The following is a 26,680-nucleotide window of genomic DNA, read 5'->3' on the forward strand; positions in this document are numbered from 1 at the left end:
GCGGACTACCGGACCGAAGCGAGCTGCAGGAGATCGTCGGGCGTCGTCAGGAGCCGCAACGCTTCGGCTTCCGGCAGTTCCATGCTGCTGTACAGAAACCGCAGTTGGCAGTCGCCGATCACGATCGCGTCGCCGTTCCTCAATGCGCGCGCCCTGACCTTCACGTTGTTGACGAAGGTGCCGTTGCGGCTGCCCATGTCGGTCAGCATGAATCGGTCGCCCGTCCACTGGATGGCGGCGTGGTGACGGCTCACCCTCTCGCTGTCGATGCACACGTTGTTGGAGCCGGATCGCCCGATGGTGGTGATCTGGGCCGCGATGTTGACCTGCCGCACGCTGTTGCGCCGGGCCAGGATGATCAGTCTTGCCATAGCTGTTCCTGTCGTTCATTGCACTGGCAAGGAGCTTAGGCGGGCAGGCTCTGGCCGAAAGACCGAAACAGAAGGATTAATCCATTCCTGTTCGTGACAAGCGGGTAAGTTTCGGCATTGCGCTTCCGCTTCGGAAAACGCGAAATCAGAGCGCGGAGCCCGGCGCGTACAGAACGCCCCGAGGCGCCCTGCACAAGCCCCACAGACGCAGCCCTGCGAGCTGTGCCACCTGCACACCGGTCGCGGTCGGCGCCGAGATGGTGGCCAGCGCCGCGATGCCGAGTCGGGCGCACTTGCGCACCAGTTCATGGCTGCCACGGCTCGACATCACGACGAAACCAGGCTCGCTCAGGCGACCGGCGCGGGCCAGCGTGCCCAGCAGCTTGTCGAGCGCGTTGTGACGGCCCACGTCTTCCATCACATCGGTCAGCTCGCCGCGCAGGGTGGCCCAGCCTGCAGCATGGATAGCACCGGCTTCGGCATTGAGGATCTGCAGCGCGGGCAGTTCGCCGAGCGCGCGCAACACGGTCGGCAGGTCGACCCGATCGATCCAGCCGCGCCGCGCGACGGGCGTGGGCGACAGATCAAGCGCCGCGAAGCTCTCGACGCCGCAGACACCGCAGCCCGTGCGTCCCGCCATGCTGCGGCGACGTCCCTTCAGCCGCTCGAAACTGCGGGTCGAGATATCGAGATGCACTTCGATGCCATCCAGGCCGTCCGGCAACCCGGCGTCCGCCGCATCGACTGTGCGAACCTCGATGTCGCGGCAGTCGCGCACTTGGTCGAGGATGCCCTCGCTGAGCACGAAGCCGAGCGCGAAGGCCTCCAGGTCCCGCGGCGTGGCCATCATCACGGCATGCGACACGCCATTGAAGACCAGCGCGACCGGCACCTCCGCGGCCAAGGTGTCTTCGCGCACGAGCCCTTCGGCGGGCACGCCGGCCTCGCCGATCACGCGCACGGCATAGCGCGAAAGCGGCGCCACGACCGCGTCTTCGACCCTCTCGAAGATCGCATTCAAGCGGCGGCTCCCACGTGCGGCGTCAGGACGACGGGAATGGACTTGGAGGCCGGCGTGCCGGCATCGCGCGCCACGGCAGCCAGCGGCACCAGTGGATTGGTCTCAGGGTAATACGCCGCGAGGTTGCCGCGCGGGATGTCGTAGGCCACCAGCCTGAACCTGTCGGCCCGCCGCACCTGCCCATCGTCCCACACGGTCTGGATGTCGACCCAGTCGCCATCCTTCAGCCCCAGCGCCCGGATGTCTTCCGCGTGGATGAAGACCACGCGGCGCTGGCCGAACACGCCGCGGTAGCGATCGTCGTGGCCGTAGATCGTGGTGTTGTACTGGTCGTGCGAACGCGTGGTGAGCAGCGTGAAGACAACCGCGTCGCGCACACGTGCCCGGGCACGATGCGAGGGCGTGTCCTGCGGCACCGCATGCGTGAAGAAGGTCGCCTTGCCCGCCGGTGTCTCCCACAGCCGCTCACTCGCGGCGTTGCGCAGCCGGAATCCGCCCGGTGCAGCCACACGGCGGTTGAAGTCCCGGAAGTCGCCGAAGACTGCCTCGATCTTGTCGCGGATGCGGCTGTAGTCCTCGACCATCCAGCACCACGGCGTTTGGCTGCGGTGGCCGATCGTGGCGGCCGCCAGCCGCGCCACGATGGCGGGTTCCGACAGCAGGTGCTCGGAGGCCGGCGGATTGATGCCGGAAGAGATGTGCACCATGCTCATCGAATCCTCGACCGTCACGCCCTGCGGGCCATTGGCCTGGATGTCGATTTCGGTCCGGCCCAGGCAGGGCAGGATCAGCGCCTCGCGGCCATGCACCACATGGCTGCGATTGAGCTTGGTGGTGACATGCACCGTCAGGTCGCACCGGCGCAGCGCCTTCCAGGTCTCGGGCGTGTCCGGCGTGGCGGCGGCAAAGTTGCCGCCGAGCGCGAAGAAGACCTTGCCCCTGCCATCCAGCATCGCGCGGATGGATTCGACCGTGTCCCAGCCGGTCTCGCGCGGCGGCTCGAAGCCGAACACATCGCGCAAGCGGTCGAGCAGCGCAGCCGGCGGCTTTTCCCAGATGCCCATGGTGCGGTCGCCCTGTACGTTGCTGTGGCCGCGCACGGGGCAGGCGCCGGCGCCGGACCGGCCGATATTGCCGCGCAGCAGGAGCAGGTTGCCCAGCATCTGGATGGTCGCGACGGAATCCACATGCTGCGTGATGCCCATGCCCCAGCAGACGATGGCTCGCTCGGCGTGGCGATACACATCGGCGGCCGCGCGGATCTGCGCTTCGGTCAGGCCCGACTCCTGCGCCAGGAGCGTCCATGACTCGGCCCGCAGGTCGGCGGCCAGCGCGTCGAACCCCACCGTGTGCTGTGCGATGAACGCGTGGTCCAGCGCGGTCTCGCCCGCGTCTTCGCGCTCGATGAGGTGCTTCATCATCCCCTTGACCAGCGCGAAATCGCCGCCGACGCGCAACTGAAAGTAGTGCGTGCTGATCGGCGTCGAGCCCATCGTCGCCATCTCCAGCTTGTCCTGCGKATCGGCGAAGCGCTCCAGTCCGCGCTCGCGCAGCGGATTGAAGCTGACGATCTTCGCGCCGCGCCGGTGCGCCGCCCGCAGCTCGCCGAGCATTCGCGGATGGTTCGTGCCGGGGTTCTGGCCGAAGATGAAGATCGCGTCGGCCTTCTCGAAGTCTTCGAGCGTGACGGTGCCCTTGCCCACGCCGATCTGCGCCCGCATGGCGTTGCCGCTGGGCTCGTGGCACATGTTCGAACAGTCGGGGAAGTTGTTGGTGCCGTACTCGCGCACGAACAGCTGGTAGAGAAAGGCGGCCTCGTTGCTGGCACGGCCCGACGTGTAGAAGATGGCCTGGTTCGGGTCCGGCAGCGCGTTGAGATGCCGCGCGATCAGCGCGAAGGCGTCGTCCCATTCGATGGGCCAGTACTTGTCGCTTGCCGCGTCATAGACCATCGGCTGCGTCAGCCGGCCCTGGTCTTCGAGCCAGAAGTCGCTCTGCGCGGCCAGTTCCGTCACGGTGTAGCGAGCAAAAAACTCAGGCCCGGCACGCCGCGCAGTGGCCTCGGCCGCCACGGCCTTCACGCCGTTCTCGCAGAACTCGAAGCTCGACGCGTGGTTGCGGTCCGGCCAGGCACAACCGGGACAGTCGAAGCCGTCGGGCTGGTTGGCCGACAACATCGTTCGCGCGCCCTTGACCGCGATGTCCTGCTTCAACAGAGCGTTCGTCACGCTGCGCAGCGCGCCCCATCCTCCGGCCGGCCCTTTGTAGAAGGCGATCTTTTCTTCTTGCATCGGGCGAGTGTTCGTGCCGCCCACCGCAGCGTCAAATTGAATCGGGACATGCGGCGATTCGAAATGGAAATGGCGCAGCCTGTCGAAATCAGGCGGCGCGGAACGTCATTGATGCAAGCGACCCATCCGGGCCGCCTCCATCGAAAGGAATCCCATGTTCGCCACCATTCCAATCACTTCGGCCATCTATGTCGCCATCCACGGCCTGCTTGCGGTCGTCCTGACCGTGCGGGTCATCCTGTACCGGGTGAAGAGCAGCATCACCGCAGGCGATGGCGGCAACGCCGGCCTCGCGCAGGCCATCCGTGCCCACGCGAACTTTGCCGAACAGGTGCCGATGGCCCTCCTCCTGATCGTGCTGGCGGAGATGCTCGGCACGCCGGCCGCCATGATTCACGCGCTGGGCGCCGTGCTGGTGATCGCACGACTGTTCAACGCGGTCGGGCTCAGCCGATCGCTCGGGCCGACGATGCCGCGCCAGAGCGGCGCCGGCCTGACGATCCTGGTGGTCACTGCCGCGTCGCTGTCGATCCTGTACCGGCTGGCAATGGCGCACTGACCCGCGAGCCCGACGGGTCAACTTCTGGTCTTGGTCCGCCCGCTGAAGCGCAATTCGAGGAAGTCGAGCAGCGCGCGCAAGGCCGCGCTGTTGTGGCGCCGCTGAAGGTAGGCGGCCGAGAGCCACATGTCGCTGCGCGTGTAGTCCTGCAGCACCGGCACCAGCTCGCCCTGGTCGACGTGCGGCTGCACCAGCATCTCGGCCATGTAGATCACGCCGAAGCCCTGCATCGCGACCTGGATGAGCGGCGCAGATTCGGTGGCGTCCATGCGGCTGCGCACAGGCACGTCGAAGGGCTTGCCGTCGACCTCGAAGCGCCATTCCGGATGCAGGCCCAGACGTGATTGAGTCAGCGCGTCATGTTCGGAGAGCTCGCTCGGATGCGTCGGCTTGCCGTGCTTCTTCCAGTACACCGGCGAAGCGCACACCACGAGGTTCCGGCGTGCCAGCCTGCGGACGATCAGGTTCTCGTCCTCGATGGGACCGAAGTGGAGCGCGAGATCGATGCCTTCCTCGGCCATGTCGATCGTGCGGTTGGTCAGGTGCAGGCTGATGCTGACGTCGGGGTAGTGGCCCATGAACTCGCCGATCATCTTCGGCAGGTCGCCCTGCCCCGCCCCCAGCGGCGCCGAGATGCGCAGCCGCCCGGTGGGATGGCTCGCGTGCTCCTGCACCTCGGCCTGGGTGAGTTCGAACATCTCCATCATTGGCTTGCTGCGTTCGAGCAGCAGCGAGCCTGCATCGGTGAGGCTCACCGCGCGCGTCGAACGGTTGAGCAGCCGTACACCGAGGCGCGACTCGAGCTCGGCGATGTATTTGCTTACCGTGGCCTTCGATACGTCGAGCTTGGTGGCTGCGCGCGAGAAGCTCCCGTGGGAGGCGACTTCGCGAAAGGTCCTGATCAGGTCGAGGCTGTCCATGTCTGGGGCGCATTGTCCCCTGTTACGCCCGTTCCGTAACCTCTCGGCGCCATCGGCACGCCGCCACGCTCGATGCTCACCGCGCAGTATTTGAACTCGGGAATCTTCCCGAAAGGATCGAGCGCCGCATTGGTCATCAGGTTGGCGGCCGCCTCGTAGTAGGCAAAGGGCACGAACACGGCGCCGTGCGGTGTCCCGTCGTCGCGCCGCACGTGGATCGCCACTTCGCCGCGTCGCGAGCGAATCGTGATCACGTCGCCCGGCTGGAGGCCCATCGCAGCGAGATCGGCCTGGTTCATCGACGCCGTCGCCATCGGCTCCAGCGCGTCGAGCACCGTCGCGCGGCGCGTCATGCTGCCGGTGTGCCAATGCTCGAGCTGGCGCCCGGTGATGAGCACGAACGGATAGTCCGCATCGGGGCGCTCGTCAGCCGGGATGATGTCGGCCGGCACCAGCTTCACGCGGCCGTCGGCGGTCGGGAAGCTTTCGATGAACACGGTCGGCTGGCCTGGATCGTCGGCGCTCAGGCACGGGTAGGTCACGCTCGATTCGCGTTGCAGGCGGTCCCAGGTGATGCCGCTGATGGCGGCGTGCATGGCCTGTCGCATTTCCTCGTAGACCTCTGCGACGCCCGATTCTTCTCCCTGGTAGTTCCAGGCGAGGCCCATGCGGGTTGCAATCTGCTGGATGATCCAGAGGTCGGGCTTCGCATCGCCCGGCGGGTCCAATGCCCGCTTGCCGAGCTGCACCATGCGGTCTGTGTTGCTCACGGTGCCGGTCTTCTCGGGCCATGCGCTCGCGGGCAGCACCACGTCGGCCAGCCACGCGGTCTCGGTCATGAAGATGTCCTGCACCACCAGATGCTCCAGGCTCGCGAGCGCATGTCGGGCATGATTCAGGTCAGGGTCGCTCATGGCCGGGTTCTCGCCCATGATGTACATGCCGCGGATCTTGTGCGGATCGTCGTCGGGCGCGAGCACCTTGTGCATGATCTCGACGACCGTATAGCCGGGCTTCTCGTCGAGCGGAACACCCCAGAAGTTCTCGAACCACGCATGCGCGCCGGCGTTGTCGACGCGCTGGTAGTTCGGGAACATCATCGGGATCAGCCCCGCATCGCTCGCGCCCTGCACGTTGTTCTGGCCGCGCAGCGGATGCAGGCCGGAGCCGGGCTTGCCGATCTGCCCCGTGACCGTGACCAGCGCGATCAGGCAGCGCGCGTTGTCGGTGCCGTGCACGTGCTGGCTGATACCCATGCCCCACAGCACCATGGCACCCTTGGCGGTTGCGAAGGCGCGGGCGACCTCGCGCAAGGTCTCGGCCGGGATGCCGCAGATCGGTTCCATCGCCTCGGGGCTGTAGCCCTTGACGTTCTCGCGCAGCGCCTCGAAGTTGCTGGCGCGATCACGGATGAACGCCTCGTCCACCAGGCCCTCGTCGATCACCGCATGGATGAGCGCATTGAGCATGGCGACGTCGGTGTCCGCCTTGAATTGCAGCGTGCGCCATGCATGCTTGCTGATGTCGGTGAGGCGCGGGTCCGCGAGCACGATCTTCGTGCCGCGCTTCGCGGCGTTCTTCATCCATGTGGCGGCCACCGGATGGTTGGCGGTCGGGTTGGAACCGATCACGAAGATCAAGTCAGCATGCTCGACATCGTTGACCTGGTTGCTCACCGCCCCCGAGCCCACGCCTTCGAGCAGCGCCGCGACGCTCGACGCATGGCACAGCCGCGTGCAGTGGTCGACGTTGTTGCTGCCGAATCCCGTGCGCACCAGCTTCTGGAACAGGTAGGCCTCTTCGTTGCTGCCCTTGGCAGAGCCGAAGCCGGCCAGCGCCTTCTTGCCGTGCGTGTCGCGCAAGTCCTTGAGCTTGCCCGCCGCGAAGGCCAGCGCCTCTTCCCAGCTCGCTTCGCGGAAGGCCTCGCCCCAGTCGCCGGGACGCGGCGCGTCGTCGAAATTCTTGGGCACGCCGGGCTTCCGGATGAGCGGCTTGGTGAGGCGCTGCGGATGATGCGCGTAGTCGAAGCCGAAGCGTCCCTTGACGCACAGGCGACTGTGATTGGCCGGACCGTCGCGGCCGTCCACGCTGACGATCTTCTCGTCCTTGACGTTGTAGGTGATGAGGCAGCCCACGCCGCAGAACGGGCACACCGAATCGACCTTGCGGTCGACCTTCTGCGAGCCGATGTGGCTCTTGGGCATCAGCGCGCCGGTGGGGCAGGCCTGCACGCATTCGCCGCAGGCCACGCAGGTGCTGTCGCCCATCGGGTCGTCGAGATCGAAGACGATCTTCGAATGCTCGCCGCGCATCGCATAGCCGATCACGTCATTGACCTGCTCCTCGCGGCAGGCCCGCACGCAGCGGTTGCACTGGATGCAGGCGTCGAGGTTGACGGCCATGGCGGGGTGCGAGACGTCGGCAGCGGGCTGCTCGCGGCGCAGGACCTTGAGCTCGGGGCGCACGGCCACGTCGAGCTTCGCGGCCCATTCGCTCAGTTCGCCGTGCTGCCGCGTGATGTCGTCGCCGATCCACTTGTAGCCGTCGTCGGGCATGTCCGACAGCAGCATCTCCACCACCATCTTCTGGCTCTTCAGCGCGCGCTCACTGGTGGCCTGCACTTCCATGCCGGCGGTCACGGCACGGCAGCAACTCGGCGCGAGCGTGCGTTCGCCCTTGAGTTCGACCACGCAGGCGCGGCAGTTGCCGTCGGGACGCAGGCCATCCTTGAAGCAAAGGTGCGGGATATCGACGCCGTTACGTTGCGCAGCCTTGAGGATGGTCTCGCCCTCGAAGCCCTGGATGGTCCGTCCGTCCAACTGGAAGTCGATGGTCTGCGGCATCAGTTCCGCAAGATGGGCAGGCGCGTTCATGCGATCTCCTGCGGAAAGTATTTGCGGATGCTGCGGATCGGATTGGGCGCCGCCTGCCCCAGCCCGCAAATGGACGCGTCGCCCATCACCTGCGCGAGGTCTTCGAGCGTGGCGTTGTCCCAGTTGGACGCCTGCATCAGCGCCGCCGCCTTGGCCGTGCCCACGCGGCACGGCGTGCACTGGCCGCAGCTCTCGTGCGCAAAGAAGCGCATGACGTTGAGCGCCGCGTCGCGCGCGCGGTCGTGCTGGCTCAGCACCATCACGGCAGCCGAGCCGATGAAGCAGCCATAGGTCTGCAGCGTGTCGAAATCCAGCGGAATATCGTTCATGCTCGCCGGCAGGATGCCCCCGGATGCGCCGCCCGGCAAGTAGGCGTGCAGCGTGTGCCCTTCCTGCATGCCGCCGCAGTACTCATCGATCAGTTCCTGCACCGTGATGCCCGCCGGTGCGAGCTTGACGCCCGGCAGCTTCACCCGACCGCTCACGCTGAAGCTGCGCAGCCCCTTGCGACCGTGGCGGCCGAAGCCGCTGAACCACTGCGGCCCTTTCTGAACGATGTCGCGCACCCAGTACAGCGTTTCGAAGTTGTGCTCCAGCGTCGGCCGGCCGAAGAGGCCGACCTGGGCGATGTAGGGCGGCCGCATGCGCGGTTCGCCGCGCTTGCCTTCGATGCTTTCGATCATCGCGGACTCTTCGCCGCAGATATAGGCGCCGGCGCCCCGGCGCAATTCGATCCTCGGCAGCGCGCAGGGTGGATCGGCCTGCAGCCTGGCCAATTCCGTCTGCAGCAGCTCGCGGCAGTCGTGGTATTCGTCGCGCAGGTAGACATAGCAGGCCTCGATGCCCACGATGTGTGCCGCGACGAGCAGGCCCTCGAGAAAGCGATGCGGATCGCGTTCGAGGTAGGTTCGGTCCTTGAATGTGCCGGGCTCTCCCTCGTCGATGTTCACGGCCATGAGCTTGGGCGCCGATTGGTCGCGCACGATGCGCCATTTGCGCCCGGTCGGGAATCCCGCGCCGCCCAGGCCGCGCAGGCCGGAGTGCTCCAAGGCCTGGATGATGGCTTCCGGGTCCTCGTCGTTATGGGCCACCGCCACAGCGAGCGCATAACCGCCGTGGGCGCGGTAGGTGGCGTAGTCGGTGTACGCGGGCCTCGCGTCGATGGACTCGGGCAGCGGCGAGACGCCCTGCTCCGCCAACTCGGACGGCTCGAAACGGACAGTGCCACGGGCCGGGTCGGGTGTCTCGGCGCACAGCGAGTCGCCGGACCGAACCACCGCCAACACCTTGTCCGCCGTCGCCAGCGGAACGGCGCATTGGTGGACGGCAACGGCGGGCGCCTGCTCGCAACGGCCAATGCAAGGCGCCGCGATCACACGGACATCGTCGCGCCCCGCCGCGCCCAGCAAAGCCGGCAAGCGAGCGAGCAGGTCCTGCGCGCCGGCCAGCTCGCACGAGAGGCTGTCGCACACGCGCACGGTGAGGCCGGGCGCCTGCGCGTCGCCGCGAACGACTTCGAAGTGGTGATAGAAGGTTGCGACTTCGAACACCTCCGCCATGGGGATGTTCATCAGCTTCGCCAGGGCGACCAGGTGATGGTCGCGCAGACACCCGTGCGCGTCGTTGATGCGGTGCAGGAATTCGATCAGCAGATCACGCGGGTAGCCATCGCCAGCCGGCGGGCCGATCCATTCGCTCACCTGCTGCAGCGATGCTTCTTCGGGCTGCCGCCCCTTGAGCTTGCTCTTGCGCCGAATGCGCTCACGCAACTGGTCGGGCGTTGCAACGGCGACTTCCCTGATTTTTTCTGCGGTGCCTGGGTATTGCATTTGCCTCGGCCTTGGGGCGCCCGCCGTTCGGGCGGGCGCCGGTCTCACACGGTCAGTTGAAGAATTTCGCGGCGGCCACCAGTGTCCGGTACGTGCCCCAGGCCAGCGGGATGCCGACCGCCAGCCACGCCAGGACCACCACGAGGGGGCTGACCGCACCGTTGCCGCGCGCTGACGCCGATCCCATCTCGGCGGCCAGCGCCTTTTCATGGGCGAGCTTCTTCTCTTGCGCGAATTCTTCCTCGGTCATGAAGTGCTTGTCCGCCACGGGCCGCACCAGCAGGTTGCAGATCAGCCCGATCACGAGCATACCCACCAGGATGTACATGGTCTGGTTGTAAACCTGCTCACGCGGAATGCCAAGCCCCAGCTGGTATTCGCGCATGTAGTTCACGACGACCGGACCCAGGATGCCGGCCGTGGCCCATGCGGTCAACAGGCGGCCGTGGATGGCGCCGACCATCTGCGTGCCGAACAGGTCGGCCAGGTAGGCAGGCACGGTCGAGAAGCCGCCGCCGTACATCGACACGATGATGCAGCAGGCGCCGACGAACATCAGCTTGCTGCCGAGGTTCGCCGAGCCCGGAATGCTCCAGTACAGCAATCCGCCGAGCACGAAGAAGACGGTGTAGGTCAGCTTGCGGCCGAGCTTGTCCGAAAGGCTCGCCCAGAAGAAGCGCCCACCGATGTTGAAAAGCGACAGCAGTGCCGCAAAGCCGCCGGCCACCGCGGCGATCGAGGCGAGTTGGGTCTTGTCGAGTTCACCGAACTTCTTGGCGACGCCGATCAGGTTGCCGCCGAACACTTCCTGCAGCATCGGGCTGGCCATGCCGATCACGCCGATGCCCGCGCTCACGTTCATGGTGAGCACCATCCAGACGAGCCAGAACTGGGGGATGCCCCACACCTTCTTCACGTGCACGTGGCGCTGCGTGATCATGGCGTTGGCGGCCTGCGCCGGCGGCGGTGTCCAGCCCTCGGGCTTCCAGCCGGTCGCCGGCACGCGGTAGCCGAACGCACCGCCCAACATGAAGACGAAGTACACGATCGCCATCACGACGAAGGTCTGCATCACACCGACGTCAGTCGGTGTGGAGAAGCGCTTCATCAGGTCCACCGCGAGCGGCGAACCAATCATCGCGCCGCCGCCGAAACCCATGATCGCCATGCCGGTCGCCATGCCGCGACGGTCGGGGAACCACTTGATGAGCGTGCTCACCGGCGAGATGTAGCCCAGGCCGAGGCCGATGCCGCCGATGACACCCGAGCCGATGATCATCAGCCAGAACTGATGCAGGTGGATGCCTACGGCGGACAGCAGCATGCCGCCGCACCAGCAGACCGCCGCCACCACACCGGCCTTGCGTGGACCCGCGCGTTCGAGCCAGCCGCCCCACAGCGCGGCCGCGCACCCGAGGAAGACGAAGAAGAGCGTGTACATCCAGCCCAGCGTGGCGATGCGCCAATCGCAGCCGGTGGCGAACAGTTCGGCGAAAAAGCTCATGTCCTTCGGGCAGGCCTGCGCGCCGGTGCCAGCGGCCGACAGCGCCTTCGACAGCGGCAGCCAGAACACCGAGAAGCCGTAGGCCATGCCGATGCAGAGGTGGATGGCCAAAGCCGCCGGCGGAACCAGCCAGCGGTTGAAGCCGGGCCCCGCGATGATGCGTTCCTTGTCGAGAAGGCCCGGTTGGGGGCCGTAGTCGCCGATGCCGCCGTCCCCGTCGAGGACGCCTGCGTTGGAAGCTGCCATGTGGATTACTCCTGTTGTGGGATTGACACGCCCTCTCTGGGGCCTGCGGAGTGTCGACGGGATTGTTACAAAGCGTCAAATAGGTTTGCCCTATGTGACGATTCAAAACCCAAATGAACGTAACGACGCGGCAGGCGCCGCCGGCCCCGGCTCGCGACCGCGCTCAGTTGTCGAGCGCGCCACTGTGCTTCTTGACCTGCTCGCGCCATTGCGGCGTCTGCAGCATATCCAGCGCTGCGGCGAGCGCGCGTGAAGGCCGCACCCCCTGCTGCGTCATGAAGCCGATCGGCGTCTTCACATCCGGCGACACCAGCGGCAGCGCCTCCAGTTCGCGATGGCTGCGCACGGCGGCAACCATGGCGCCCGGCAGGACGCTGGAGACATTGCCGGCCAGGACGCCGAGCACCAGCGTGAGCACCGAGTTGGTCTCGATGGCCGGTGCGACGGTCACGCCGGCGGTGCGGAAGGCCTGGTCGATGATGAAGCGGTTGTGCATGTCCGGCGTGAGCAGGCACAACGACTGAGAGGCGGCTTCGGCCCAGGTGATGGGCTCGCCGATCCGCAACACATCGGCCGCGGGATTTGCCGCGCGACGCAGCAAGAAGTAGTGCTCGATGCTCTGCGGCCAGGCCTCTAGCTTGACGTCCCGCAGATGCATACGTTCGGTGTAACCCAGTGCGAGATCCAGCGACAGGCTTTCGAGGCCCGTCTCCAGCTCCTGTGAGCTCATCGTCAGCACCGCGGGCACGATGCCGGGATGGCGCTGCTGCAGCATCGCCGCGAAACGGGCCAGCATCGGGATCGCGGTCGGCACCGCCGCCATGCGCAGGTTGCCGCACGGCTTGCCCTCCTCGCTGCGCAACTCCTGTTGAAGGATTTCGCTTTCGCGCAGCATCCGCTGGGCCGCCGCGAGCACGCGTTCGCCTTCGTGCGTCAGGCCCACGTAGGTGCGGCCACGGCGGACGATGACGACACCGTACTCCGTCTCCAGCACGCGCAGTGCATTCGACAGCGCCGGCTGCGTGATGTGGCAGGCCTGCGCCGCGCGGCCGAAATGGCGATGCTCGTCCAGCGCGACGAGATAGCGCATCGAGGCGAGGAGGTTCAGAGCTCGCCCCCAGGCTCCGCGCACTTCGTGTCGCTTCTCCAACCCCCTGCCGGGGGCAACACCGGCGGCCCGGCGGAGCCGGTTCCGCGGTGTTTCCCGAAGTTGGTTCGCCTTGCTGGGCGGGATGCCATGTCAGGTGTTCTTGCTGACTGTGATGGTCGGGAACTTGGCGGAAAAGTCTTTCGCCTTTTCAGCGATACCCACCGCCACGCGCCGCGCGACGGCCTTGTAGATGCCCGCCACTTCGCCGTCGGGATCGGCCACCACCGTCGGCTTGCCGCTGTCGGCCTGCAGGCGGATGTTGATGTCCAGCGGCAGCGCGCCGAGGTAGTCCATGTTGTATTGCTCGGCCATCTTCCTGCCGCCGTCGGCGCCGAAGATGTGTTCGACATGGCCGCAGTTGGAACACACGTGCACCGCCATGTTCTCGACGATGCCGAGGATCGGCACGCCGACCTTCTCGAACATCTTGATGCCCTTCTTCGCATCGAGCAGTGCGATGTCCTGCGGCGTGGTGACGATCACCGCGCCCGTCATCGGCACGCGCTGCGAGAGCGTGAGCTGGATGTCGCCGGTTCCGGGCGGCATGTCCACGATGAGGTAGTCGAGGTCCTTCCAGTTGGTCTGCCGCAGCAACTGCTCCAGCGCTTGCGTGGCCATCGGGCCGCGCCAGATCATGGCTTCGTCCTGATCGACGAGAAAGCCGATCGACATGACCTGCACGCCATGGTTTTCGAGCGGCTCCATGGTCTTGCCGTCCTCGCTCTCAGGGCGGCGGTCGATGCCGAGCATCATGGGTTGGCTCGGACCGTAGATGTCGGCATCGAGCAGACCCACCTTCGCGCCCTCCGCCGCAAGCGCGAGCGCCAGGTTGGCCGCGGTGGTGCTCTTGCCCACGCCGCCCTTGCCCGACGCCACGGCGACGATGTTCTTCACGTTGGGCATCAGTTGCACACCGCGCTGCACGGCGTGGCTGATGACCTTGGTGGTGATGTTGACCGAGACGTTCTCCACGCCCGGGACCGCCTTGGCGGCTGCGACGAGGGACTTGCGCAGCTCCGGCACCTGGCTCTTGGCCGGATAGCCCAACTCGATGTCGAAGGCCACGTCCCCGCCGTTGACCTGGAGGTTCCTCAACGCCTTGCCGCTGACGAAATCCTTGCCCGTGTTCGGGTCGAGGACGGACTTGAGCGCGTTCGTGACCGCCTCTTGTGTAACTGCCATGGGTAACTCCTGAATGACAGCTAGTCTAGTGCGGCGCGAAACCGGCACCCCACGGCGGATATCTTGACCCTACGCCGAAGCCGAAGGACGGGTACGCTTGGGCGCGTCACATGCCTTCCGTCCCGCCCATCCAACTTTCCGACCTTCCTCCCGCCACAGGCCTGGTGCTGACAGGCGGCGGCGCACGCGCGGCCTACCAGGTCGGCGTGCTGCAAGCCCTGGCAAAGCTTCGCCGCGACGCCGGCGCGTCCGCACACGCGAATCCCTTTCCGATCATCACCGGCACATCGGCGGGCGCGATCAATGCGGCCGCGCTGGCCTGCGGCGCCGACGACTTCGATACGACGGTGCGCAAGATCGCGCACGTATGGACAAGGCTCGAGCCGACGCAGATCTACCGTGCCGACGCCCTGACCGTCCTGCACAGCGAGGCGCCGTGGGCCCGGTTGTTGTCCGCCGGCTGGCTGGTTGCGCGCTGGCGGCGCAGCGGCTTGCGCTCCCTGCTCGACAGCGCGCCGCTGCGGCAGCTTCTGGAGCAGCTCGTGTCGCTGGAACGGCTGCCCGGACTGATATCGCAGGGCCACCTCGATGCCCTGGCCGTCACGGCGTCGAGCTACAGCTCGGGCGAGCACGTGACCTTCTACCAGGCCGGTTCGCAACAGCTACCCTGGGTCCGGTCCAAGCGGCAGGCGGTGCCGGTGCAGATCGCACACGAGCATCTGCTGGCGTCGTCCGCGATCCCGTTCGTGTTTCCGGCCACGGCCTTGGAGGTCGGGGACCACGTCGAGTACTTCGGCGATGGCTCCATGCGCCAGTCGGCGCCGCTGGCTGCAGCCATCCATCTTGGCGCGCGGCGCATCCTGGCTGTCGGCGCCGGTCGCATGCAGGAACCGGCCAACGTGCTGGCGCCCAACGCGCTGAGCGGCTATCCGTCGCTGGCACAGATCGCCGGCCATGCGCTGTCGAGCATCTTCCTCGACTCACTGACGGCCGACGTGGAGCGCCTTCAGCGCATCAACGCGACGCTCTCGCTGATCCCGCCCGAAGCACGCGCCGCAACCGAACTGCAGCCTGTGGAACTGCTGCTGATCGCGCCGTCGCAGCGCATCGATCTCATCGCCGCGAAGCACGCCCATGCACTGCCGGCCGCCGTGCGCAGCCTGCTGGGCGAACCGGCCGTGCCCGCCGAGACGACCGATCTCAAGGGCTCGGCGCTCGCGAGCTATCTGCTGTTCGAGTCGGCCTTCACGCGGGAACTGATGGCGCTGGGGCGCAAGGACGCGTTTGATCAGCGCGAGGCGGTGCGTGCCTTCATGGGCTGGAGCCGCGCCGCCTAGGTACAGCCGCGCTCAGGCTCGCCGATGCGCGGCAATGCGCTGCAGCAACTCGAAGAGAAGCGCGCTTTCGCCCGGCGTCAGATGACCGAGGAGCTCCTCTTCCATCGAGGTAGCCACGGCCTCGGCCTTCTTGACCAAGTCGGCGCCTTTGCGCGTCAGCCGCACATGCTGCGAGCGCCGATCGACCTCGCTGCGGCTGCGACCCAGCAAGCCGCGCGCCTCGAGCCGGTCGAGCGTGACGGTGAGATAGGGCACCGACACCGCAAGAGCACGCGAGAGCTGCTTCGGGGTGACATCGCGGTTCGAGTCGACCAGCACCAGGAGCGAGTATTCGACCCGGCGGAGGTCGAAAGGCTCGCCCACGTGCTTGAGGAACAGGTTGGTGGTCGGGATCGCCGCTTGCACGAGGCTGTAGCCGAGAAGCCGGCGCAAGCGCTCGTCTTCCAGGACCCCGCGAGGGGAATGCAGTGCGGCCTCGTGCGTCGGATTGGGGGTGCGTGCCGTCATGTCGGCGGCCAGTGTAGCGGCCGCCTCCCGGGGTTCATGCCGGCACGCAACGCGGCTTCAGGGCGTGCAGACGTAGTTGGCCGGATCGTTCTGCGCCGTCAGCGCCGCAGGCGAGCTACCCGTCGCGCCGGTGTACTTCGCATACTGCGGATAGGGGCACAGCGGCCGCACACGGGTCGTCGCACCTGCAGGCAAGGCCCAGCCGAACTGTGCCGGCGTCGCGGTGCTCGAACTCGCAATCAGGCGGTCTGGCGCCTGACCCTTTTCGACCCAGTTCACGACGGCGGTGAAGGCCGGGAACGAATCCGTTGCCGGACCGCCCGAGCAATGATTCATGCCGGGGACCGGAAAGAGGCGCGCGAAGTCCTTGACCGTGCCGTTCGCGGCCGTCTGGCTCAGCGCGTTGTACCAGTTGGCCGTGTAGTTGAACGAGAACACCGGATCGCTGGTGCCGTGATAGACGATCAGCTTGCCGCCCTTGTTCTTGAGCGTCGACAGGTCGGTCGAATGCGTGCCCATGAAGTCATAGGCCGACGTGCCGTAGATGCCGCTGGTGGTGGTGATCTTCGGTGCGTCGTTGTCCCAGTCGAAATTCAGTTGGTACTGCACCAGCGAGTTCGCCGTCGACAGGCCTTGCGTAGGGGGCGTGGTGAAGATCAGCGGACCGGCACCGCCGCCGAGCGTCACGTTGATCGCGCCGTTCACGCCGGGTGGGCCGAAGGCTCCCGGGATGCCCACTTTCCAGATCAGCCAGCCCGGCGCGCCGATCCCCGCGTCCCACGGCCAATCCGCATAGAGCGCGTCGCCGGCGCTGTTCTTCGGACCGCCCATGACCTTCTGCATGGCCGTGACCTGTGCGGCGCTGAGGCAGGCCGGAGCGGTCGGAGCGCCCGCAGTGCCGCACGCCAGGGTGCTCACATCGAAGGTGCAGGCCTTGTTGATCATGCCGTCCACCAGGCCGTCGTCCGCATCGCACTTGGCGAGGATCGCGTTCTGCATGGCCGACCACTGCGCCGACGTGAATGCCGAGGAAAGCAGTGGCGTGCCAGCACTCGCCCCCGGGCCGTTCTCGAAGAAGCCCTGCGCCGCCGCTGCCGCCGCGAACTGCTGGGTGTCCCAGGCTTCGGCCAGCCAGGCCTTGGGAAGATCCGAACCGGGATCGCCGGCCACGACGCCGTCGAACTCGTCGCCGAAGCGCTGCGACACCATCATCGCCTCGCGTCCGCCCTCGGAGCAGCCCATGAAGTAGGCGTAGTCCTGTTTCTTGCCGTAGTAGCGCGCGATCAGTTGATTGGCCAGTTGCTTGGTCTGGCCGATGGCGTTGTAGCCGAAGTCCAGGCGCGCCTGCGGATCGAGACCGAATGCCGAACTGCCGGCATTGTTCGGATCGCTGTTCACGCTGTCGCTGTGGCCGCTGTCGTCCGACACCGTCGCGTAGCCGGAAAGCAGCGGGTTGACCGCCTCGCCATTGGTGATGACACCCGTCGTGTCGGGAATGGATCCGTCCGTTCCGCCGCCGCCGCTGAAAAAGAGACGGCTGTTCCAGGTGCTCGGCAGGTTGATCTGGAAGCCGATCGCATAGGTGGTCTGCGCATCGGTCTGGCCCGCGGCCTTGAAGCCCGCTCGGCCGCCGTTGATGGTGCCGACCACGGCGCAATAGGTCTGGGGATTGCCGCTCGCATCGGTGGCGGTGGTTTTTGACAGGGTTGTTGACGTGATGCTCACTGTGCGGCCTGTCGCCGACAGCTCCGACGCCAGCGTCGCCACCGCATCGCAGCCGGCCGCGGCGTTGGGATTGTTCAGGAGCGGCGCCGGTGTGGGGGCGGGAGCTGGGGCCGGGGCCGGAGGAGCGCCTGGCGCAGGTGCCGGGGCCGGGGCCGGAGCGGTCGCGATCGGCAACGGAAAACCGCCGCCTCCACCGCCGCAACCGCTCAGTGCGACAGCGGACAAGGCGCCCGCGACCAGAATTTTCAACGTGGCATGGGACTCCATGATGTCTCCTGTTGTTAACTATTCTTTGCCCTGAATCCGCCTTCCAATCGCCTATTCCGATTGGAAAACTGGCACTGCGATGCCCACTATGTGCATCGCAGAATAGTTATTTCAGCTAATCATTTGCTCAGGAGATACCCGCATCGGGGCCAAGTCGCTTCATCATGCGCACCGCATCCTCGACGTCTTCGTAGTAGCCGGGGCTCGACGCGTACTCCGTGAAGCCATGTCGACGATAGAACGATTTCGCCGCAGCGTTCCCGGCCCTGGCTTCGAGGCGGATCGTGTGGATGCCGGCGATGGCAGCCGTCGCTTCGAGCCACGCCAGCAATGCGGCGCCCAGGCCGGCGCGGCGCTGCGATGCCTCGACTGCGAAGAGCGCGATGTGCGCTTCTTCGTCCCCGTACTGCATGATGGCGAAGCCAAGCAGTGCGCCAGCGCGCCGGGCGACCACGACATTGGTCACCGGGTCCCGGATGGCCCGCAACACGCGCCGCTGGGTCCAGCGCCATGAAAGACCGCGTTCGATGGCATCGCGCGACAACGCCGCGATATCGGGCGCGTCGGACTCCTGGGCGAGGGTGATTTCGTAGGCGGCAATCACTGGGAACTCGGGTTGGCGGGACGACTATAGCCCCGCCACCTAAAATGCCGGGTCCTCTCTCTCGTCCCGAAAGCGCCCCTCGCGATGTCCCAGCGCAAACTCTTCGTCACCACCGCCTTGCCCTACGCCAACGGCAAGTTCCACGTGGGCCACATCATGGAATACATCCAGGCCGACATCTGGGTGCGCTTCCAGCGCATGCAGGGGCACATGGTGCACTTCGTGGGCGCTGATGACGCGCACGGCGCGCCGATCATGATCGCGGCCGAGAAGGCCGGCAAGACGCCGCAGGAATTCGTCGGCGAGATCGCCGCGGGCCGCAAGGAATACCTCGACGGCTTTCACATCCGCTTCGACAACTGGCATTCGACCGACAGCGCCGAGAACACCGAACTCGCCCAGGGCATCTACAAGAAGCTCAAGGCGGGCGGGATGATCGCCAATCGCACCATCGAGCAGTTCTACGATCCGGTCAAGGGCATGTTCCTCCCCGACCGCTACATCAAGGGCGAATGCCCGGTGTGCCACGCCAAGGACCAGTACGGCGATGCCTGCGAGGTGTGCAGCAGCGTCTATTCGCCGACCGAGCTGATCAATCCGTACTCGACGCTGACCGGTGCGACGCCCGAGCTGCGCAGTTCCGAGCACTTCTTCTTCAAGCTCTCCGACCCCAAGGTCGTCGACTTTCTCAAGACCTGGACGCAGGACGGCAAGCTGCAACCCGAGATGGCCCGCAAGGCGAGCGAGTGGTTCGAGGCCGGCCCGGACGGTGGAATGAGCGACTGGGACATCTCGCGCGAGGCGCCGTACTTCGGCATCGAGATCCCCGACGAACCCGGCAAGTACTTCTACGTGTGGCTCGATGCGCCGGTGGGCTATCTGGCCAGCCTGAAGAACCACTTCGACAAGGGTCAGGCCGCCAGGCACTGGCACGAGGCATCGCGCACATCGCAGAGCTTCGACGACTTCGTGGCCGATCCGGCTGTGGAACAGGTGCACTTCATCGGCAAGGACATCGTCTACTTCCACACGCTGTTCTGGCCCGCGATGCTGCAGTTCAGCGGCCGCAAGACACCGAGCCAGGTCAACGTGCACGGCTTCATCACCGTCTCGGGCGAGAAGATGAGCAAGAGCCGGGGCACCGGCATCGATCCGCTCAAGTACCTCTCGATCGGCATGAACCCCGAGTGGCTTCGCTACTACATCGCGGCCAAGCTCAATGCCAAGGTGGAAGACGTCGACTTCAACCCCGACGACTTCATGGCGCGCGTGAACGCCGATCTCATCGGCAAGTACATCAACATCGCGAGCCGCGCGGCAGGCTTCATCGCCAAGCGCTTCGGCGGCAAGCTCGGCACGGTCTCGGCCGACGGTGCGGCGCTGCTGTCCGCGCTGCAGGCCGCTTCCGCGCAGATGCAGGCGCTCTACGACGGACGCGACTACGCGCGGGCCCTGCGCGAAATCATGCTGCTGGCCGACAAGGTCAACGAATACGTCGACCAGAACAAGCCCTGGGAGCTTGCCAAGAAGGAAGGCATGGAGGCTCGCCTCCATGACGTGTGCACGGCGTGCATCGAGGCCTTCCGCCTGCTGACGATCTACCTCAAGCCGGTGCTGCCCACGCTGGCCGCACAGGTCGAAGCCTTCCTGGGCACGACGCCGCTGCTGTCTGCGGACGCGGGCAAGCTGCTCGGCGCGGGTCATGCCATCAACGACTACAAGCACCTGATGCAGCGCGTCGACGCCAAGCAGCTCGACCAGCTCTTCGAGCCGCCAGAGCCGGTCGCCGAAAGCACTGCCGCAGCGACGGAGCTGCCGGGCGGCGAAGGCATCGCACCGACCATCAGCATCGACGACTTCGCCAGGATCGACCTCCGCATCGCGAAGATCGTGGCCTGCCAGAAGGTCGAGGGCTCGACCAAGCTGCTGCACCTGACGCTCGACGCCGGCGAGGGCAAGACGCGCAACGTCTTCTCGGGCATCGCCTCGGCCTACCAGCCCGAACAGCTTGTCGGCAAGCTCACCGTGCTGGTCGCCAACCTCGCGCCGCGCAAGATGAAGTTCGGCATTTCCGAAGGCATGGTGCTGGCCGCGAGTCACGCGGACGAGAAAGCGAATCCGGGCATCTACGTCCTCGAACCGTCGCCGGGCGCTGTCGCCGGCATGCGAGTCAGATGATGAATATCCTCAGACTGGTCTCCCGAATCGGAGTACTCGGTGCGGCATGGGTCTGTACCGTTGTACTGGGCGGATGTGCTGTCGCCGGTGCGGCGGTCAGCGTCACGAGCACTGCGGTGAGCGTGGGCGCGGGTGCCGTGGGGCTCGCCGCCGATGCCGCGATCGGAACGGCCCGCATCACGGGCAAGGCCGTCGGTGCAGCAGCCGATGCGGTGTTGCCGGGTGACTCGAAATAGGGCCTGAACCCCGGGCGCATCCACAATAGCGCCCATGACCTCGCCCCTGAAGTTCGCACGCTTCCGGCCGCAGCTGATCGACGCGCTCGCGGACTACAACAAGGAGCGCTTCCTCAAGGACATCGGCGCGGGTGCCACGGTCGGCATCGTCGCGCTCCCGCTCGCAATGGCGTTCGCCATCGCCTCGGGGCTCAAGCCCGAAGCCGGCATCTGGACGGCGATCATCGCGGGCTTTCTCATCTCCGCACTCGGCGGTTCAGCGGTGCAGATCGGCGGCCCGGCCGGTGCCTTCATCGTGATCGTCTACGGAATCGTCGAGCGCTACGGCGTGGCGAACCTGCTCATCTCGACCGCCTGTGCCGGCGTGTTGCTGTTCCTGATCGGGTTGTTTCGTCTCGGCACGCTGGTGCGCTACGTGCCGCTGTCGATCGTCGTGGGCTTCACCAACGGCATCGCGGCGCTGATCCTGATCTCGCAGATCAAGGACTGGCTTGGACTGTCTACACCCAAGATGCCGGCCGACATGTTCTCGCAACTGCACACGCTGGCCACGCACCTCGACACCTTCAACCCCTATGCCTTCGGACTCGGCCTGGCCTGCCTTGTCGGGCTTTTCGCATGGCCGAAGCTGCTCCACGACAAGACGCGATTTGGCTACGCGGTGCGCTTTGTGTTGGGCCGAGTGGCCGATACGCGTGCCGCGCGCGCAGGCTCGCGCGTGCCGGGGCCGATCATCGCGCTGGTCACGCTCACGCTGGTGTCGTGGGGGTTCGGCCTGAAGGTCGAGACGATCGGCACGCGCTTCGGCGGCATCCCCGAAGGGTTGCCGGTGTTCGCGCTGCCGGAGTTCACGTGGACGACGGTCAAGCTTCTGGTCACGCCCACGCTCACCATCGCCATGCTCGGGGCGATCGAATCGCTGCTGTGCGCTCGGGTTGCCGATCAGGTCAGCGGGCTGCCGCGGCATGATCCCAATCAGGAGTTGATGGCACAGGGCATTGCGAACGCGGTCGCGCCGTTCTTCGGCGGCATGCCGGCAACTGGCACCATTGCCCGCACCGTAACCAACGTGCGCGCAGGCGCGAGTTCACCGATTGCCGGCATCGTGCATGCGATCACGCTCATGGTGGTCGTGCTGCTTGCCGCGCCGCTCGCGCATCTCGTGCCGCTGGCGGTGCTCGCGGGCATTCTCATCTTCGTGGCATGGAACATGGGCGAATGGCGCGAGTTCTCGCCCTACATGCTGCGACGCTTCAGCAGACATTACAGGCTGTTGATGCTGGGCACCTTCTTCCTCACGGTGGTGTTCGACCTCACGGTGGCGTTCCAGGCAGGCGTCGTGCTGGCCTGCGCGCTCTTCATCCGACGCATGAGCGAGTTGTTCAGCATCGAGATGGTGTCGCTGGAGCCGCCGGTGCTGACCTTCAGGCTCTATGGCGCGCTGTTCTTCGGCGCAGCGGCCAAGCTGGACCCGGCGGTGCAGGCAGTCGAACGCGCGCCCCGCGGCATGACGGTGGTACTCGACGCACTCCATCTCATCTCACTGGACGCCACCGGGCTCGATGCACTGCGACAGGTTCACAAGGCCGTGCTGTCGCGCGACGGCGTGCTGCGCATCGAATCGCTGCAACCGCAGCCGCTGGAAGTGATCGTGCGCTCGGGGTTTGCCGACGAGCTGACCGGCGGCGCGACGAGCGCGGACAGCGACGAAATCTAGTTCGCCTCGGTCGCGCGGTCCGGCGAGGAACCCGCACTCACCACGCGCTGGTCGTCATTGAGCGTGGCGGTGAACACCATGGGCGAATTCGGCGGCTGCACCCAGCGCCATTCCCATTCGGTCTGGTTCTTGAGCGGATACGGCGTGCGCTTCGCGGGCTTGCCGAGCAGCTTGCGCAGGTCTTCCATCGGCATGCCGGCCTGGACCTTGTTGAAGTTCTCGGGCGTGAGCACCTGGCGCAAGGCGCTCATCTTGCCGTCGCGCCCGATGGTGATCATGTAGTTCTTCTGGCCCTGGGGCTGGCGGTTGTATTCGAAGACCCTGCCCTGGGGCGCATCCCAGATGTTCTCGGGCTCGCCGAAGCGCGCGCGCACGTCGGCTTCGGTGGACACGCCCTCCTCCAGCTCGCTGATGTGCTTCGGATCGCAGCCCGTCAGCCACAACGTGGCGCCCAGCAGCAGCACCGCCAACGCCGAACGGATCACTTGTCGCTCCATGCCTTCCTCGGGAAATCAGATGGGAGCGGCCAGTCTATCCGCCGGCCCGGCGCTCAGTTCACCGCGAAACAGTAGAGCAGTCCTGCGCCGCCTGTGCTCTTCAGCGCATCCATGCTGCAGCCCCGGGTGGGATGCGAGGAATTCCACGACATCGAAGCTGGAGGGGCGTTGGTACCCATGCGGTTGTGATGCCCGACGATGGCCGAGCCGTCGCCGCTCTTCGTCCAGTTGCCGCAGGTCGTGTCCTTGGTGTCGTTGATGGCGCGGCCGTCGGGAGACGAACCAGTCAGGATGTCATGCTGATTGACGGGATCACCGCTCGCGCTGACGACTTCACCCTTTTCGGTCAGCGCGGTTTCCTTGTTGATCTTGTTCACGCCGTGCAGTTCGTCGAGGTTGCTGGCGATCAGCACGCCCTTGGCATTGAACCACGGGCCATTGCCGATGCGATCGCGGGCATTGACCGCAGGGTTGCCCGGTGTGGCCGTGGTGCTCAGATAGGCCCGCCATGTTCGATTGCCGGCACCGACGTTCGCCGCAAGACTCTGGCAATGGCGGTCGGCGCCCGCGAGGCCGCCAAAGTCGGCGCCTTTCCCCGGATTCACGCTGGTGATGAAAAAGCTCATCTTGCTCTGCGGCGTGGCGGGCCCGGTGGTGCTGCAAGCCACCAGCAGCACGCCGGCTGCAGCGGTCGCGGCAAGGAACATCGAGTAACGGCGCTTCATCGGCAGTCTCCTTGGGTGGATGGGAGCCGCCACGCTAGCGCATGCCGACGGTGGCTTCAATGCGGAATCCACCCGTTTATGCGCCCCTGTCCGGCCCACCCGGTAAAATCCGCGCCCAAAGGTCCTATTGCCATGTCCATCTTCGCCCGCCCCCACTACACGTCCGAAATCACCAATTTCATCGAACAGATGAAAGAAAAGAAGCCGACGCTGGAGGCCGAACAACGCGCCGGCCGCGCGCTCCTCTGGGACAAGCACCTCGACCGCAGCCTGCTCGAGGAATACAGCGAAGCAAACGTTCCGCAGCAGCCCTACGTCTACCAGACCCAAGTCAAGTAAGTGACCATCCGGGCCATTCCGGGCTCCGGCGCCCGCCGGCAAGGTGATGGCGCCGAAACGGACGACTCCGTCCGTTCCGTCCAGGACGAAGTCATCGCGGACGACGGCGCCGCCGTGGTGCCATCGATGCCGGACGTGGTCGACCAGGTCGCGCTCGCCCGGCTCTATGGCGAACCGCTGTTCGCCCTTCCGAACGACCTGTACATCCCGCCCGAGGCCCTCCAGGTCTTCCTCGAAGCCTTCGAAGGCCCGCTGGACCTGCTGCTCTACCTGATCCGCAAGCAGAACTTCAACATCCTCGACATCCCGATGGCGGGACTGACGCGGCAATACCTCAGCTACGTCGACGAGATTCGCCAGACCAATCTCGAACTCGCCGCCGAATACCTGCTCATGGCCGCGATGCTGATCGAGATCAAGTCGCGCATGCTGCTGCCGCCGAAGAAGACTGCCGACGGCGAAGAAGCCGAGGATCCGCGCGCCGAACTGGTTCGCCGTCTGCTCGAATACGAACAGACCAAGCTGCAGGCCGCCTCGCTCAGCGCGATGCCGCAGGCCGGACGCGACTTCTGGAAGGGGCAGGTCTACATCGAGCAATCGCTCAAGCCGCGCTTCCCCGATGTGAACGTCGTCGACCTGCGCGAAGCCTGGGCCGACATCCTCAAGCGCGCCAAGCTGGTGCAGCACCATAAGATCTCGCGCGAGGAACTGAGCGTGCGCGAGCACATGAGCATCGTGCTGCGCCATCTGCAGGGCCGCAAGTTCGTCGAGTTCGAGAGCTTGTTCGACGTGACGCGCGGTACGCCGGTGCTGGTCGTGACCTTCATCGCCATGCTCGAGCTCGCGAAAGAGACGCTCATCGAGATCACCCAGGCCGAAGCGTTCGCGCCTATTTACGTGCGGCTGGCGTACTCGCCGGCCTGACTGTTCTCCCCTCCTCTTCACCGTCTTCACTTTCATCGCCCGATCAAGGGCTCACCGGAATTCCGATGGCACTGCACGACTTCGACGTCCTCATCGTCGGCAGCGGGCTCGCTGGCCTCAGCACCGCACTGCACCTGGCGCCCACGCATCGCGTGGCCGTGATCACCAAGCGTTCGTTGCACGACGGCGCGAGCCATTGGGCGCAGGGCGGCATCGCTGCCGTGCTGGCCGAAGGCGACAGCATCCAGTCCCATGTCGATGACACGCTGGTCGCCGGCGCGGGGCTGTGCGACCTCGCGGCCACCCGCTTCGTGGTCGAGCATGCGCCCGACGCCATTGCCTGGCTGCGCGAACTCGGCGTACCTTTCTCCCTGGAGCATGGCGACCTGCACCTGACACGCGAAGGAGGCCACAGCCAGCGCCGCATCGTGCACGCGGCCGATGCCACCGGTGCGGCCGTGCAGCACACCCTGATCGAGACGGTGCGGCGTACGCCGGGCATCACGCTGTTCGAGGAGCACACGCTGGTCGACCTGATCGTCGGCCGCAAGCTCGGCCTTTCCGATGCCGGCTGCCTGGGCCTTCATGCGCTGGACGCGGCGACCGACGAGGTCGTCACCTTCCGCGCACCCCACACCGTCCTGGCCACGGGCGGCGCGGGCAAGGTCTATCTCTACACGACCAATCCCGACACGGCCACGGGCGATGGCATCGCTGCAGCCTGGCGCGCGGGCTGCCGCGTGGCGAACATGGAGTTCATCCAGTTCCACCCGACCTGTCTATATCACGCCGACGCGAAGTCCTTCCTCATCAGCGAAGCGGTGCGGGGTGAAGGCGGGCGACTCCTGCTGCCCGACGGCACGCGCTTCATGTCGGCGCACGACGAGCGTGCCGAACTCGCGCCGCGCGACGTGGTGGCGCGCGCCATCGACTTCGAGATGAAGAAGCACGGCCTGGACTGCGTGTACCTCGACATCTCGCACCAGAGCCCGGCTTTCCTGAAGGAACACTTTCCGAACATCCTCGCGCGCTGCGCCGAACTCGGCATCGACATCACGCGCGAGCCGATTCCTGTGGTGCCGGCGGCGCATTACACCTGCGGCGGCGTGCTGACCGATCTCAGCGGGCGCACCGACGTGCCCGGCCTCTACGCCATCGGCGAAACCGCATGCACTGGCTTGCACGGCGCCAACCGGCTGGCCAGCAATTCGCTGGTCGAATGCATGGTGTTCGCGCGTGCAGCGGCGAAGGCCGTCGCGGATGCTCCGGCACGTGAGCGCGTGGCATTGCCCACGTGGGACGACAGCCGCGTCACCGATGCCGATGAAACGGTGGTCATCTCGCACAACTGGGACGAACTGCGGCGCTTCATGTGGGATTACGTGGGCATCGTGCGCACCAACAAGCGGCTCGACCGTGCGGCGCACCGGATCGCGCTGCTCACCGGCGAGATCCACGAGTTCTATGCGAACTTCCACGTCACGCGCGATCTGCTGGAGCTGCGCAACCTGGTGCAGGTGGCGGACCTGATCGTGCGCTCCGCCCAAGCGCGCCGCGAAAGTCGCGGACTTCATTTCAGCCGCGACTATCCGGCGCTCGCCGCACCGGCGGCGCCGACCATCCTGGTGCCACCCGCGGTGTGAGGCGGTGCCATCCTTCAACCTGTTCGACCGAGAGC

The 26,680-nt window shown here is 66.2% G+C and carries 22 protein-coding genes; 8 read left to right on the plus strand and 14 right to left on the minus strand.

Going from position 1 to position 26,680, the window contains the following annotated elements; translation table 11 throughout:
* Window positions 1–5: 5 nt before the first annotated feature.
* From AC1DN9_RS06100 to AC1DN9_RS06110, 3 genes are all read right to left on the minus strand, one after another.
* Window positions 6–371, minus strand: coding sequence for an FHA domain-containing protein (locus AC1DN9_RS06100; protein ID WP_478098246.1), 366 nt, complete (start codon window positions 369–371; stop codon window positions 6–8).
* Window positions 372–516: 145 nt separating this feature from the next.
* Complete coding sequence (gene fdhD, locus AC1DN9_RS06105; protein WP_478098248.1) at window positions 517–1,392, minus strand: formate dehydrogenase accessory sulfurtransferase FdhD; 876 nt, start codon at window positions 1,390–1,392, stop codon at window positions 517–519.
* Window positions 1,389–3,683 (minus strand): FdhF/YdeP family oxidoreductase, encoded by a 2,295-nt coding sequence (locus tag AC1DN9_RS06110; RefSeq protein WP_478098250.1) that lies wholly within the window; start codon window positions 3,681–3,683, stop codon window positions 1,389–1,391. The genes fdhD and AC1DN9_RS06110 overlap by 4 nt, the downstream gene beginning before the upstream one ends.
* A gap of 154 nt (window positions 3,684–3,837) precedes the next feature.
* Between AC1DN9_RS06110 and AC1DN9_RS06115 the strand changes: the two genes are divergently transcribed.
* Window positions 3,838–4,242 carry an MAPEG family protein gene (locus AC1DN9_RS06115; protein WP_478098252.1) on the plus strand — a complete coding sequence of 135 codons (405 nt, stop codon included), beginning with the start codon at window positions 3,838–3,840 and terminating at the stop codon, window positions 4,240–4,242.
* Between the two features lie 17 nt (window positions 4,243–4,259).
* Here the strand turns inward: AC1DN9_RS06115 and AC1DN9_RS06120 are convergent, their stop codons facing one another.
* The 6 genes from AC1DN9_RS06120 to apbC all read right to left on the minus strand — a co-directional run bounded on the left by AC1DN9_RS06120 (window position 4,260) and on the right by apbC (window position 13,946).
* A complete protein-coding gene (locus tag AC1DN9_RS06120; protein WP_478098254.1) occupies window positions 4,260–5,162 on the minus strand; it encodes a LysR family transcriptional regulator in 903 nt (300 codons plus the stop codon).
* Window positions 5,144–8,035: a formate dehydrogenase subunit alpha gene (gene fdhF / locus AC1DN9_RS06125; RefSeq protein ID WP_478098256.1), complete on the minus strand. Its 2,892-nt coding sequence runs from the start codon at window positions 8,033–8,035 to the stop codon at window positions 5,144–5,146. Before fdhF ends, AC1DN9_RS06120 begins: the two co-directional genes overlap by 19 nt.
* The gene (locus tag AC1DN9_RS06130; protein WP_478098258.1) at window positions 8,032–9,864 is read right to left on the minus strand and encodes an NADH-ubiquinone oxidoreductase-F iron-sulfur binding region domain-containing protein; all 1,833 of its coding nucleotides are present in this window, start codon (window positions 9,862–9,864) and stop codon (window positions 8,032–8,034) included. Before AC1DN9_RS06130 ends, fdhF begins: the two co-directional genes overlap by 4 nt.
* Before the next feature lie 52 nt (window positions 9,865–9,916).
* Entirely contained in the window at window positions 9,917–11,614 is a 1,698-nt protein-coding gene (locus AC1DN9_RS06135) for an OFA family MFS transporter (RefSeq protein WP_478098260.1), read from the minus strand.
* 163 nt (window positions 11,615–11,777) lie between these two features.
* Window positions 11,778–12,722 (minus strand): LysR substrate-binding domain-containing protein, encoded by a 945-nt coding sequence (locus AC1DN9_RS06140; protein WP_478098709.1) that lies wholly within the window; start codon window positions 12,720–12,722, stop codon window positions 11,778–11,780.
* 132 nt (window positions 12,723–12,854) lie between these two features.
* Window positions 12,855–13,946 carry an iron-sulfur cluster carrier protein ApbC gene (gene apbC, locus AC1DN9_RS06145; protein WP_478098261.1) on the minus strand — a complete coding sequence of 364 codons (1,092 nt, stop codon included), beginning with the start codon at window positions 13,944–13,946 and terminating at the stop codon, window positions 12,855–12,857.
* 110 nt (window positions 13,947–14,056) lie between these two features.
* Here apbC and AC1DN9_RS06150 point away from each other — a divergent pair, with 110 nt between their 5' ends.
* Complete coding sequence (locus AC1DN9_RS06150) at window positions 14,057–15,283, plus strand: patatin-like phospholipase family protein (RefSeq protein ID WP_478098263.1); 1,227 nt, start codon at window positions 14,057–14,059, stop codon at window positions 15,281–15,283.
* Between the two features lie 12 nt (window positions 15,284–15,295).
* On the opposite strand, the gene AC1DN9_RS06155 is transcribed toward AC1DN9_RS06150, so the two are convergent.
* The 3 genes from AC1DN9_RS06155 to AC1DN9_RS06165 all read right to left on the minus strand — a co-directional run bounded on the left by AC1DN9_RS06155 (window position 15,296) and on the right by AC1DN9_RS06165 (window position 18,386).
* Window positions 15,296–15,790, minus strand: coding sequence for a MarR family winged helix-turn-helix transcriptional regulator (locus AC1DN9_RS06155; protein WP_478098265.1), 495 nt, complete (start codon window positions 15,788–15,790; stop codon window positions 15,296–15,298).
* Between the two features lie 57 nt (window positions 15,791–15,847).
* The gene (locus tag AC1DN9_RS06160) at window positions 15,848–17,782 is read right to left on the minus strand and encodes a tannase/feruloyl esterase family alpha/beta hydrolase (protein ID WP_478098267.1); all 1,935 of its coding nucleotides are present in this window, start codon (window positions 17,780–17,782) and stop codon (window positions 15,848–15,850) included.
* 127 nt (window positions 17,783–17,909) lie between these two features.
* The gene (locus AC1DN9_RS06165; RefSeq protein WP_478098269.1) at window positions 17,910–18,386 is read right to left on the minus strand and encodes a GNAT family N-acetyltransferase; all 477 of its coding nucleotides are present in this window, start codon (window positions 18,384–18,386) and stop codon (window positions 17,910–17,912) included.
* 84 nt (window positions 18,387–18,470) lie between these two features.
* Between AC1DN9_RS06165 and metG the strand changes: the two genes are divergently transcribed.
* The 3 genes from metG to AC1DN9_RS06180 are packed head-to-tail and all read left to right on the plus strand — an operon-like array spanning window position 18,471 to window position 22,517.
* On the plus strand, window positions 18,471–20,564 hold the full coding sequence (gene metG, locus AC1DN9_RS06170; RefSeq protein WP_478098271.1) for a methionine--tRNA ligase: 2,094 nt from the start codon (window positions 18,471–18,473) through the stop codon (window positions 20,562–20,564).
* A complete protein-coding gene (locus tag AC1DN9_RS06175) occupies window positions 20,564–20,800 on the plus strand; it encodes a hypothetical protein (protein WP_478098273.1) in 237 nt (78 codons plus the stop codon). Before metG ends, AC1DN9_RS06175 begins: the two co-directional genes overlap by 1 nt.
* A 34-nt stretch (window positions 20,801–20,834) precedes the next feature.
* The gene (locus tag AC1DN9_RS06180) at window positions 20,835–22,517 is read left to right on the plus strand and encodes a SulP family inorganic anion transporter (protein WP_478098275.1); all 1,683 of its coding nucleotides are present in this window, start codon (window positions 20,835–20,837) and stop codon (window positions 22,515–22,517) included.
* Here AC1DN9_RS06180 and AC1DN9_RS06185 read toward each other — a convergent pair.
* A complete protein-coding gene (locus AC1DN9_RS06185; RefSeq protein ID WP_478098277.1) occupies window positions 22,514–23,014 on the minus strand; it encodes an outer membrane protein assembly factor BamE in 501 nt (166 codons plus the stop codon). The genes AC1DN9_RS06180 and AC1DN9_RS06185 overlap by 4 nt on opposite strands.
* A gap of 53 nt (window positions 23,015–23,067) precedes the next feature.
* Window positions 23,068–23,739, minus strand: a complete 672-nt coding sequence (locus AC1DN9_RS06190) for a hypothetical protein (protein ID WP_478098279.1) — start codon at window positions 23,737–23,739, stop codon at window positions 23,068–23,070.
* Window positions 23,740–23,871: 132 nt separating this feature from the next.
* Between AC1DN9_RS06190 and AC1DN9_RS06195 the strand changes: the two genes are divergently transcribed.
* From AC1DN9_RS06195 to nadB, 3 genes are all read left to right on the plus strand, one after another.
* Window positions 23,872–24,078 carry a DUF3460 family protein gene (locus AC1DN9_RS06195; RefSeq protein WP_478098281.1) on the plus strand — a complete coding sequence of 69 codons (207 nt, stop codon included), beginning with the start codon at window positions 23,872–23,874 and terminating at the stop codon, window positions 24,076–24,078.
* A gap of 126 nt (window positions 24,079–24,204) precedes the next feature.
* On the plus strand, window positions 24,205–25,002 hold the full coding sequence (locus tag AC1DN9_RS06200) for a segregation and condensation protein A (RefSeq protein ID WP_478098711.1): 798 nt from the start codon (window positions 24,205–24,207) through the stop codon (window positions 25,000–25,002).
* A gap of 65 nt (window positions 25,003–25,067) precedes the next feature.
* Entirely contained in the window at window positions 25,068–26,645 is a 1,578-nt protein-coding gene (gene nadB / locus AC1DN9_RS06205) for an L-aspartate oxidase (RefSeq protein WP_478098283.1), read from the plus strand.
* Window positions 26,646–26,680 lie beyond the last annotated feature (35 nt).

The sequence above is a fragment of the Variovorax sp. 05L425 genome (genome assembly GCF_056397705.1).